This is a genomic window from Microcoleus sp. N9_A2 (genome assembly GCF_036701775.1).
Lineage (GTDB): Bacteria > Cyanobacteriota > Cyanobacteriia > Cyanobacteriales > Microcoleaceae > Microcoleus.
The window spans coordinates 129,348-141,716 of record NZ_JAUBRH010000011.1; the positions used below are offsets into that span (position 1 = coordinate 129,348).

Annotated in this window: 8 protein-coding genes and 1 CRISPR repeat array (1 of these 9 cut by a window edge); all 8 genes read left to right on the top strand. The window is 43.6% G+C overall.

Annotation, left to right across the window (positions count from 1 at the left end; all coding sequences use genetic code 11):
* The first annotated feature begins 36 nt into the window (after window positions 1-36).
* The 8 genes from QUA44_RS09635 to cas2 all read left to right on the top strand — a co-directional run bounded on the left by QUA44_RS09635 (window position 37) and on the right by cas2 (window position 8,650).
* Window positions 37-309, top strand: coding sequence for a hypothetical protein (locus QUA44_RS09635; RefSeq protein WP_332969108.1), 273 nt, complete (start codon window positions 37-39; stop codon window positions 307-309).
* Between the two features lie 40 nt (window positions 310-349).
* Window positions 350-3,745: a type I-D CRISPR-associated protein Cas10d/Csc3 gene (gene cas10d / locus QUA44_RS09640; RefSeq protein WP_333249917.1), complete on the top strand. Its 3,396-nt coding sequence runs from the start codon at window positions 350-352 to the stop codon at window positions 3,743-3,745.
* A gap of 69 nt (window positions 3,746-3,814) precedes the next feature.
* The gene (gene cas7d, locus QUA44_RS09645; protein ID WP_333249915.1) at window positions 3,815-4,828 is read left to right on the top strand and encodes a type I-D CRISPR-associated protein Cas7/Csc2; all 1,014 of its coding nucleotides are present in this window, start codon (window positions 3,815-3,817) and stop codon (window positions 4,826-4,828) included.
* A 5-nt stretch (window positions 4,829-4,833) separates the two neighbouring features.
* Window positions 4,834-5,538, top strand: a complete 705-nt coding sequence (gene cas5d, locus QUA44_RS09650) for a type I-D CRISPR-associated protein Cas5/Csc1 (protein ID WP_333249914.1) — start codon at window positions 4,834-4,836, stop codon at window positions 5,536-5,538.
* Between the two features lie 204 nt (window positions 5,539-5,742).
* Complete coding sequence (cas6, locus tag QUA44_RS09655) at window positions 5,743-6,576, top strand: CRISPR-associated endoribonuclease Cas6 (protein ID WP_333249912.1); 834 nt, start codon at window positions 5,743-5,745, stop codon at window positions 6,574-6,576.
* 165 nt (window positions 6,577-6,741) lie between these two features.
* Entirely contained in the window at window positions 6,742-7,335 is a 594-nt protein-coding gene (gene cas4, locus QUA44_RS09660; protein ID WP_333249910.1) for a CRISPR-associated protein Cas4, read from the top strand.
* Between the two features lie 22 nt (window positions 7,336-7,357).
* Window positions 7,358-8,362, top strand: coding sequence for a type I-D CRISPR-associated endonuclease Cas1d (gene cas1d / locus QUA44_RS09665; protein ID WP_333249908.1), 1,005 nt, complete (start codon window positions 7,358-7,360; stop codon window positions 8,360-8,362).
* A 15-nt stretch (window positions 8,363-8,377) separates the two neighbouring features.
* Window positions 8,378-8,650, top strand: a complete 273-nt coding sequence (cas2, locus tag QUA44_RS09670) for a CRISPR-associated endonuclease Cas2 (protein WP_265239885.1) — start codon at window positions 8,378-8,380, stop codon at window positions 8,648-8,650.
* Window positions 8,651-8,904: 254 nt separating this feature from the next.
* Window positions 8,905-12,369: a CRISPR direct-repeat array (repeat unit 37 nt; unit sequence GCCGCAATCAAACTAAAACCCTATTAGGGATTGAAAC) (it continues 5,100 nt past the right edge of the window).

The window sequence follows — 12,369 nt, forward strand, 5'->3', positions numbered from 1 at the left end:
AATGAGAGGTGTTGTAATCCACGAGGAGAACTGCCCATGTCCCAGCAGAATCTTGACGCTGACCAACTACACCATTTGATTTGTGGTCTAACAGAAGACCTGAAACAATTCCGGCTGTATACCTCAATCTTAGGAAAATGTCAACAATTCTTAATAATTATCTACAATCAACAGGCTAAGATTCAGTCTCTTGAGGCTGAAAATGTTTATCTCACAAGTATTAACCGCGATCGAGCAGACAAAATTTCTGAATTGGAGTGTCTAGTAAATCCTTTTTCTCAAGATGGAAATGCTATTTGCAATGAATAATGTGTTTTCGGTACCAACATAGACTCCCTAAAGGCGCAAAATGGCTAAAAAACGTCAAAAACCAGACGAAGAGCACATACAACTCTCATTATTCGATATCCAAGTGAATTTGAACTCAGAGCGATCGCATAATGCAGATGATGCAGATAATGCAGATGATGCAGATGATGACTGGCTGCAAGATGAGGAATTAGGTTCAAACTTTGAAACGTCCGATCGCACGATCGAACCTCAAACTCGCGACTTACTAACCCTCAAACTCTTGCGAGAAGCTATTCAGAGTCAAAATCCAGGCGATCGCGTCATGGCAGATTTGGCCGAGTACGTACTGCCAAATCTGCTGCGAGTGGCCATTGGTGTGACAGCCAAAGGTGGCAAATTTTTCGACGAACTCGATCGGCAAAAAGGCAAAGAGAACGTTAGACGAGACAATGCAGGCGATCAGTCCCTAAATACTCACCTGCTAAATGGATTATTTCCTGCTAATTTAATTGAACAGCGGTTAGAAAAACTCGACACCACCGTGCGGCGATCGGTGGGAGAAAAAGAAAGGCGATTAGTAATTGCTGGATTTATTCTCCACGACTTTGAAAAATTTCCCGATGTCCCCAACGATTGTCGCAAGTTACCGCTAGAACAGCACCGTCAAATTATTGATGAAAAAGTGCGACAGTTAGGAATAGATAGTTTCATCAATCCCGACGATCCAGATGCTTATCGAGAATACATTGACGATTTGCTCTGCCTTGCTTACAACGCTCAGCGACGTTGGGATACTAACTGGAATTTTTCCGAATTTGGGTTAAATCCAGTGTTGCGCGATCGCACACTCCGCAGTCTCTCAGACTTAACCTGTTTAGCAGATTCCCTAGCATCTATTATCAAACATCCCCAAGATGCCGAAAATACCAGACTAAACGAGTTAATCCACAGCCTCAGCGGCGGGCAATTAAAATTCACTTATCACAGCATCGCTGAAAACAGAGGCGTACTTACCAACGTCGTCAATAACGCTTTAATGGAAGTGCATACGGCGCTGAACACCGACGATCGCACCTACTACGAACCATTACTTTACCTACCAACAGGTGTAATTTACCTAGCACGCTCGGATGCTCCTGCTATTTCAATTGCAGACTTACCAGAACGAGTAGTTAGCAAGATTAAACAACTCTGCGCCGGACAATTGCAACGGCGACAAACTGGTTTTGGCAGAGATGGTAAAGGCATGAAATATGCGGAGTATTATAACCTATTTTTTGATACATTCGAGTTGATGTTAGTTGCAATTAAGGCTACTTTACGCATTCTTAAAATCGGGAAAAACTCTGTTGCCAAAAGTCGCAGCGATAATCTGATAAAATTTCAAAAGCAGGATGTTTTGTCGGTCGATTACAACTTCAATTTTGACGACGATCTGAGGATTGACCAAATTGCTGAACTTGGCGACTTAGTGAGCCGTAAGATTTGGGGAGAACAGGTTAATACCATCGAAGCTGCACGCAAGAAAGACAAAAAACTACCCGCATTACCTCATCTAGATATTATCGATGAAATTGCTAAGTTTTGGAACCTGTCCGACTATCTGCCAGCCCTGAGAGAAATTCAACGAATTAATGAACGCCTGAAAGAACTTAAACTAAAAGGTAATACAGGCGGCGTTCCTTACGAATGGTACTATTTAGCAGCAAAGTACCTAGAACATCACCCAGGAATTGAGGATGTGCGGCAACTTTGCGAACAGGCGATCGCCCACATTTCCCAAATGATTAAACCCATTCTTTCACAGTACAAATTGCCCGACGGTTGGGACGATTTGCGACTGTGGGTAACGCGGGTTGTCATGTTACCCGGAAATACACCATTGGACACAGCATCCAGTAACGTATTTTTAGATGAATTGGAACGCTACCAACTCGCTAAAAAACAGGGTAGAGGAAGACAGTTAATCTGTTCGATTTCCCATTCAGCTTACACGGTGACAGAACAAATGGAATCAGCCGTTTTGTTCACCCCTCAAGTTTACACTAACAAACAAATGTTGGGAGGTTCTAACGCCAAACGTAATATTTCTAGTATTGCAGGTTTAGAAATGATGCTGAGACAAATTTTAATGAATCAAACTCAAGCTGTGGGCAAAAAATTTGAAGATGGCAAATATCGCTATCTCTATTTTTATCCCACATATTACTTCACCCCAGAGACAAATAAATTTCTGCAAAAAGCCTACACTAGCATTTTTCAAACCCGCTTTGATACCAGCATTCGCAATCATTTTATCAGCAAGGATTTGCAAGCCGATTTTGGACGCGAACGCTATCAAAGCATCGATAGTTTCCTCATAGATGAAAACATCGAACCAGGAAAAGACCGCACCTTCAAACTTTCCTATCCCGAAGACCAACCCCTAACATTTTACTTCATGGCGCTTCCCCCCGGTAGAGATGCAACTGATACCGAATCATGGGTAATGCCAACTTGGTTAGCTTTTGCCTTCCCGATGATTCTGGATGTCAAAACTGTGGTTTCGGAGTCGCCTATTCCGCCTTTTAACGACGGTGCGGAATTTGAAGAAAGCGTATTTCTTGACAGTGTACCCCAAGCTTTTCGGGTTTTGACGAAGCGAGATCGCTTTCGCCTCGACTATATCCTAGAAGGTTGGGAAGAAAACGGCAAATCTTATCCTGCACCTTTGAATGTTTTAACTGCTGCTTATGCCATTCATCTTGATGTTAATGCAAAACAAGGGAAGTCCGGTTATGACTCCAACTGGGGAAAATTAACTGAACTTGCCACTGATTTTGAAACCAGCCCGCTTTATGTGTTTAGCTACCTAAATAAGTGGGTTCGGAAACAGAAAAATGAAACGGCATCAATTCAAAAGATTAAGCTTTATGCTTATCATTTTTACCCTTGTTTTGACTCCTATGCCAACTATAATCATGAAGAGGATAGATTGACTGTGACAACCGCATCAAGCTTAAACCACCCCCAAAAACTCACGGATTTGTATCGCAGATTCTACCGTGCAAATAAGCGATACAATCCCAAGGCAAATGCTGTACTGAAACCGATTGATATTACCTCTAAAACTATCCTGGAAGCCGATCGCTGTTTTCAAAATGAATCTTTAGTGTTGGCTGTTGCTGCTGAAGTTTCAAAACTCATGGATCGCGTTCACTCTTCTACTGCTGAAGGACGCTGGATTTTCAGCAAGCGGGAGGAAGAACGAGAGGCAATTTTAGAGTTTGCTCGCTATTTTGTTGAGGAGGTATTTGAGAAATCGTTTGCAGGCGATCGGGCCCGTTTAGCTGGTCGCCAAATCAACCTAATCCGAGATACCTGCGAATTTCTTTACCGTTTAGAGAATGACAAGGAAAATCGCGCGCGAGATGACAAATCTCCTGACGTATCTCAGGAAGAAGGTGAGGATTAAAGCTGAAGTTATTGTTCTATCGGCTACACGCAAACAACAAAACTAACATTTTTACATAGGACACAAATCATGCCTTTCTTGAAAACAGTTGACTCTAAATTTTTCCACACTAACATCCCTTACAAACCAATGGGAAAATATGTACATTTTCTGACTGTGCGAGTCACAGAATCTTATCCCCTATTTCAGACCGATGGAGAACTGAATAAAGCGCGGGTGAGGTCAGGAATTCAAGACCAAAAACCAATCAGCCGCCTGACCATGTTTAAGCGCAAGCAATCTACACCAGAACGTTTAGTCGGTCGCGAGTTGCTGCGTAACTACGGTTTTATGACCGCTGAAGATTGCGAATACAATGTCAAGTTTGCCATGAATAACCCTGATTGCATTATCTACGGATTTGCGATCGGTGACTCTGGTTCAGAGAAATCAAAAGTCGTAGTTGACACAGCATTTTCAATTACAGCTTTTGACGAATCTCACGAGACTTTTACCCTCAACGCTCCCTTTGAGAATGGCACAATGGCATCTAAGGGCGAAGCAGGTACCAAGCCGGGGGAAGTTACCAGTCGCATCAATCAGCAAGACCACATCAAACCCCAGATTTTCTTTCCGAGCATTGTCACCCTAAAAGACCCTACGGAAGCTAGTTTTTTGTATGTTTTCAACAACATCCTCAGAACGCGGCACTATGGCGCTCAAACCACCCGCACAGGTAGAGTCAGAAATGAGTTAATTGGTGTCGTATTTGCCGACGGCGAAATTACCAGTAACCTCCGCTGGACGCAAGCAATTTACGACAAATTGCAGGTTGAAGATAAACTTAATTCCAACAACCCTCTCAATGAAGATGATGTAATTGCCGCTGCTAGCGCTGCTATCGAAACATTAATGTCTGAGGAATTCATCGTGCATCAAGACTTTATTGGGGATAAGTTTACGCCATTAATTACAGAAGTTAAAGCTATTATTGGCAATGAAGATGAACTCAAAAAGATGTTGAAAAAAGCTGATGATGAAGCTAAAGCTTACGCGAAGAAGCATATTAAAAGTAAGGCAGGATCTACAGCAGCAACGGAGTAAAAACAATGACTTGGATTTACCGCTGTCAAATCGAGTTGCACGATAGTTTGTATTTTGCAACTCGCGAGATAGGGAGACTTTACGAAACAGAGCCAGTAATTCACAATTACGCGCTTTGTTACGCCCTCGGTTTGGTGGATAGCGCCATCTATTCTACCACCGTGGCTGAAGAAGATTCCTATCGCTATTTTTGTCCCGAACAAATTCCTAAATACGAGCTGCATTTAACGGCGCTCAACCAACAGGGGATTTATGTAACTCCGGCGCGATCGATCTCTCACGCATCCACTCTCAATACATGGAAATACGCCAACAACAACTATCACGTTGAGATGGAGAAAACCCAGAAAAATATCCCCAGTTTTGGCAGAACTAAAGAAATTGCACCGGAAAGCAAATTTGAGTTTTTCATAGTCTCAGAAAAGTCTCTGAAACTGGCGAAATGGATTCGTCTGGGAAAGTGGATGAGCAAAGCTGAGTTAACGACTGAAGAAATGGGCAATGGCGATAATCGCAAAAATGGCGACTTTATTTTCCCTTATTTGCTCAATCCCTTAGATGTGATGTTTTCCCATCAAGTCCTCAGCTACGACGTGGTGAATATGCCGCCAGTAAGTTTGATTCAAAATATCAAAATTCGCGGTCAACATTACCAGTTTGAAAACCTCAGAATTCCAGCTTGTATGGAATATCGCTTTCGGGCTAGTTAAATTTCAAAAAGGTTCGCAGTGAGGACTGAAGCCTTCACTACAAACTTACTGAATTAGGACTTACGCAGGGGGGAAGAAACCGGGTTTTTACGAAAATCCTTCGTTGTTACCCGCAGATTAGGTAAAAAACCCGGTTTCTTTGGTCTTGGCGCATAAATCCTGTGAATTTTATTCTTTCCACAGCAACAAACGAGCTAGCAAACTATGCCGCACAGCCTCATCCTCAACCTCCTCCCCCTCTCCCCGATTCCCCCCGGATACCTAACGGGAAGACACCTGCACGCCCTCTTTCTCACCCTCGTGAGCTCCGTTGACAAAGAACTCGGCGATCGCCTCCACGATGCCACCGCCCAAAAATCCTTCACCCTCAGCCCTTTGCAAACTAAAAAATGCCCTTTCAAAAAACACCATTTCCTGCAATGGGAACACACAGAACCGATTCCAGAACACACGCTGTGTTGGTGGCGAATTAGTATGCTGGATGACACTCTATTCGGCAAATTAACTAATCTTTGGCTGAATCTCAATCCCTCGAAGCCGTGGCATTTGGGCCCGGCGGATTTGATGATTACTAAGATTTTGGGAACGCCCCAAGTAGATCAGCCTTGGGCTAATGCTTGCGATTACTCTCAATTGTACGATCGAGCTTCTGACACTAATCGCTTAATTGCCTTCAGTTTTGCGACTCCTACTACCTTTCGACAGGGAAAATTTGATTCAGTGATTCCTACTAGAGACTGCGTTTTTAACAGTCTCCTCAGTCGGTGGAACAAGTACAGCCCGATCGCAATTCCCGACCTGTCATTCGATGCACTTTATTCGACATTTGTCAATATCCGAAGTGAAAAATTGACTAACTATCAAAGCGATTTTGTCGGCATGGTTGGGGAGGTTAGTTATCGGATTTTGGGAGATGTGGAGCCTTTAGTGATTAAGCAAATTAACGCTTTGGCTGATTTTGCTGTTTACTGCGGGGTGGGGAGGAAAACTCCGATGGGAATGGGAATGACTCGACGAATTGTTGTTAATAAGAGTTAAACGGATTTTGAGGGCGGGCCAGATGCCGGAATTCCTGGGCGGGCCAGATGCCGGAATTCCTGGGCGGGCCAGATGCCCACCCCACAATAACAATAAACTCTTGTGGAACAGGCATCTTGCCTGTTGCTAATTCCAATTATTAATCTCCTACAAACCATCAAAATTATGAACGATTTTGATTACATTTCGATCGCATCCTTGAACCAATACTCTTACTGTCCTCACCGCTGCTGGCGGATGTTCTGTGCGGGGGAGTTTGCGGATAACCAGTATACCATAGAAGGGACGAGTTTGCACGATCGCGTTCACACTATGGGCGAGATCAACCGCGATGAGACTTGGCAGGTGCGGGCGATTTGGCTGAAGTCGGAACGCTACAGGCTGATTGGTAAGTCGGATTTGATTGAGTCGGAGAATGGTGAGTTGTATCCGGTTGAGTACAAGCGGGGACGCAAGGGGGAATGGGATAATGATGAGTTGCAGGTTTGCGCTCAAGCGCTTTGTTTGGAGGAGATGACGGGGAAAAGTATTGCGACTGGATATGTGTATTACGCGCAGTCGCATCAGCGGCAAAAGGTGGAGATTTCTGAGGGTTTGAGACAAGAGGCGATCGCAACTATTGAAAAAGTCGGTGCTCTTTGGCGATCGGGAAATATCCCGTTACCAGTTTACACCGCTCGGTGTTCGGGATGTAGTCTTTCTTCCCAATGCCTGCCCCAAGCTGCTAGCAAAGTCAACCGCTATCAAGAAGCAAGTTAACCTGCAAATAGGAGAATTCACAATGGGAACTGTTTACATCACGCCAGAAGATGCTTTTATCGGCAAATTAGACGAACGCCTTACCGTTAAAGCTGACAAAAAAACTCTCATTGACGTGCCATTAATTAGAATTGACGGTGTTGTTGTATTGGGACGCGCTACGGTTTCTCCGGCTGTTGTTATGGAATTGTTGGAACGTCACATTCCTTTAAGCTTTCTGACGGCAAACGGACGCTATTTAGGGAGGCTGGAACCGGAAATGACTAAAAATATTTTTGTGCGAAAAGCTCAGTGGAAAGCTGCCGGTGAATCGGAACAAGCGGTGCATTTGGTCAGGGGGTTTGTACGGGGAAAGCTCAAGAATTACCGGACTACGTTGTTAGAGTGCCAACGCAAATATTCTCAACCAGATTTTGAAAAACCGATCGCACAATTGAAAGAAGTAATTGCATCCGTTGATAAAACTTCAAATATTAATTCGCTGCGAGGATTAGAGGGGGCGGGTAGTGCGACTTATTTTGGCTGTTTTAATCGGCTGATTCGGGTGCCGGAATTTAGCTTTGAAGTTCGCCGCCGCCGTCCCCCTACCGATCCGGTAAATTCTCTGTTGAGTTTGGGATATTCTCTGTTGCGACACGATGTTCAAAGTGCGGTGAATATTATCGGGTTCGATCCGTATTTGGGATATTTGCATTTTGAGCGCTACGGGCGTCCTTCTTTAGCGCTGGACTTGATGGAAGAATTTAGACCTTTGGTAGTTGATGCTGTGGTGTTAGCAGCGATCAATTTGCAGAAAATTTCTCCTAGTGATTTTACGGCTGAACCTTTGAGTGGCGCGGTTTCTTTGACAAAAGAAGGGTTGCACAATTTTTTGCGGCTTTACGAGCAAAAGAAACAGTCAAAGTTCAAGCATCCAGTTATGGGAAAGCTGTGCACCTATCAAGAAGCTTTTGAAATTCAAGGGCGGCTGATGGCTAAGTATTTGATGGGTGAAATTGACAAATATCCACCTTTGTTTTTGAAATAGGGAGACAATGAAGTTATGTTTGTTCTGGTTTGCTACGATATATCTGAGGACAACCGTCGCACTAAGATTCACAAGATTCTCAAGTCTTATGGGGAATGGAAGCAGTATTCGGTGTTTCATTGCGATGTGACGGATACTCAGTATGCCCGGATGCGCCAACGTCTGGGCCGGGTGATTAAGTCTGATGAGGATAGTATTCTGTTTCATTTTTTGTGCGCTTGCTGTCAGGGCAAGATTGAGCGGATTGGCGGCCGGGCACCGCTGGATACTACGATCTTTATGGTGTGATTTTGCGTCTGGCTATAGGTGTTGAACGGAGGGGGTGAATTTTAATGGCTGAGAGCTTTACTAGGACTGGGTTTGCGGTGGTTTGTACCTCATGCGGGTCAGACGCAAATGCTGAAAACTTTACTGGGAGAGAGTTTGAGGTCTATTTGAATTTTGCCCCCTTGACAGGGCGATCGGTGAAATGGTATATTGATTTCATTCAGACGCAACTGAACCTTGAAAACCTTATATTTCAAGCCTCCCAGACAGCGGCGGCCGCAATCAAACTAAAACCCTATTAGGGATTGAAACCTGACGACCCCACCGAAAACGAGTAGTTGGACGCTGCCCGGCCGCAATCAAACTAAAACCCTATTAGGGATTGAAACATGCACGCGATCGCATACTTGCGCCCAAGCTCTGCCGCAATCAAACTAAAACCCTATTAGGGATTGAAACGGTTCAATTTTTGGGTCAACCCACCGCGCTGTTAACTGCCGCAATCAAACTAAAACCCTATTAGGGATTGAAACCCAAACTTGGGAATATCAATACCGTGCGCGATAGAGCCGCAATCAAACTAAAACCCTATTAGGGATTGAAACACCAACTTATCCAGTGTAGAAGTCACTACCGCGAGCCGCAATCAAACTAAAACCCTATTAGGGATTGAAACAGGGCCCGGTAAAATTGCAATTTTGGCGATCGCACGCCGCAATCAAACTAAAACCCTATTAGGGATTGAAACTTAATTGGAACTTCTGGAAATTGCAGGTACGACCAAGCCGCAATCAAACTAAAACCCTATTAGGGATTGAAACTAGACAAAGCGATAGCGATACGGCTTGTATTCGTGGGCCGCAATCAAACTAAAACCCTATTAGGGATTGAAACGATCCTTCATATACGCAACGACTCCGGTAATTTCTTGGAGCCGCAATCAAACTAAAACCCTATTAGGGATTGAAACAAGTCAGAGACGCAGCAAACCAAATCAGAAAAAAATGCCGCAATCAAACTAAAACCCTATTAGGGATTGAAACTTAGCGTCCCGGATGGCGATGTCGATCGCCCGAGCCGCAATCAAACTAAAACCCTATTAGGGATTGAAACAATTCCAACTACTCCAACAAACCAACAAAACACAGCCGCAATCAAACTAAAACCCTATTAGGGATTGAAACTCACTGACTTGACTTGATAGTGTTTACTTGCGCGCCGCAATCAAACTAAAACCCTATTAGGGATTGAAACAAGCACGGCAAAGCTTGAGGAGATTGCAGAGGCTTTAAGCCGCAATCAAACTAAAACCCTATTAGGGATTGAAACTTAGGAGGACGGCTCTAACCCAGATGAGTAACGCCGGGCCGCAATCAAACTAAAACCCTATTAGGGATTGAAACCTAACTTTTCCGTTAGGGTTTGATGCTGTTGGTGGGCAGCCGCAATCAAACTAAAACCCTATTAGGGATTGAAACGGGTGGATTAATCAGGGCGGGTGTGGGCGCGGTGCGCCGCAATCAAACTAAAACCCTATTAGGGATTGAAACATTTAATGTTAACAGAAGGCGTTAATCCTAATTTATGCCGCAATCAAACTAAAACCCTATTAGGGATTGAAACCCGGCAGGATGCCAGATTTTATTACACAGTCTTGAGCCGCAATCAAACTAAAACCCTATTAGGGATTGAAACCGAGCTCGATTCTCCCATAGGCTCAACTTGGTTAGGCCGCAATCAAACTAAAACCCTATTAGGGATTGAAACGAGATATGAATCTGTCCCACCTCTAAAATCAGCCGCGCCGCAATCAAACTAAAACCCTATTAGGGATTGAAACATTTCCTCCTGCTTTTTTCTTCGTTGCCGATCGCGCCGCAATCAAACTAAAACCCTATTAGGGATTGAAACCGATTAGGCGATCGAGCATGGTTTTAGCTTCTACAGCCGCAATCAAACTAAAACCCTATTAGGGATTGAAACTCTATATAATTAAAACAAGGAATGCGCGCGCGGGCCGCAATCAAACTAAAACCCTATTAGGGATTGAAACAATTCTAACAGCTTCGCATCCTTTTTGCAACTCAGGCCGCAATCAAACTAAAACCCTATTAGGGATTGAAACAAAGAGGGACAAGGAGCCTCAACAGGATTATTATTAAAAGCCGCAATCAAACTAAAACCCTATTAGGGATTGAAACAGTGTAATAAACATTCCGACTTATTAATGAACCAAGGCCGCAATCAAACTAAAACCCTATTAGGGATTGAAACAAGAGCTGGTGCGAGAACGGTACGCGCTGGGTGCCGAGCCGCAATCAAACTAAAACCCTATTAGGGATTGAAACATACCCATAATTAAGACTTCTGTACAATAATTTTAAGCCGCAATCAAACTAAAACCCTATTAGGGATTGAAACAAATTGTTGATTTCTTGAAAAAAAGTGATTTCAGAGCCGCAATCAAACTAAAACCCTATTAGGGATTGAAACCTCCTGATTGGTGGATGAACCCGCTACCTTATAGAAGGCCGCAATCAAACTAAAACCCTATTAGGGATTGAAACCGTACCTGATAGGGTCTTGACCCGTCATCTTTTGCCGCAATCAAACTAAAACCCTATTAGGGATTGAAACCTTTTCGAGTCCATCCTGTTACGCGCTCTCTGGCTTTGCCGCAATCAAACTAAAACCCTATTAGGGATTGAAACATACCCTCCAATGTAATTTCAGAAGAAACTCGCGCCGCAATCAAACTAAAACCCTATTAGGGATTGAAACACCAAATATTTTTGTATCAAGTTATGATACAAACGAGCCGCAATCAAACTAAAACCCTATTAGGGATTGAAACAACTAATTCGCAACTGCCTTCGGGCAAGCCCGCACGCCGCAATCAAACTAAAACCCTATTAGGGATTGAAACAAAGAATCCTGCAAACGCATCCTCAACCGCTGACGGCCGCAATCAAACTAAAACCCTATTAGGGATTGAAACACAATTTATGAAGTTTTCTGAAGCCTTGGATAAAGCCGCAATCAAACTAAAACCCTATTAGGGATTGAAACAACAAGTTAGCTGAAAAGAAAAATGCAAACTATGCCGCAATCAAACTAAAACCCTATTAGGGATTGAAACAGGGAACCTTTATAACTACCGGGAGGCGTGAATGCCGCAATCAAACTAAAACCCTATTAGGGATTGAAACCGCCAAATTGGAATCAATGAAACACGGAGAGGTTACAGCCGCAATCAAACTAAAACCCTATTAGGGATTGAAACTCTTTATTTTGATTCCTACGTTACCATCACCTAAGCCGCAATCAAACTAAAACCCTATTAGGGATTGAAACTTTACCGGGACGATTACTACAACCCCGACTCCACCGCCGCAATCAAACTAAAACCCTATTAGGGATTGAAACCGAGGGCAGAAAAAATATCGCATCCTTCGGCTTTTGGAGCCGCAATCAAACTAAAACCCTATTAGGGATTGAAACTGCCGATGGTTATTGTCATGATTTTTTTTCACTAGCCGCAATCAAACTAAAACCCTATTAGGGATTGAAACGTCTTTTCCAAAATATTTGTCTTTGTGTTTGCCGAGCCGCAATCAAACTAAAACCCTATTAGGGATTGAAACGATCCAAAATATGCCGATACTGGCAGCGCGCCCTTGCCGCAATCAAACTAAAACCCTATTAGGGATTGAAACTAAAGCCTCATTTAATGGTAATCC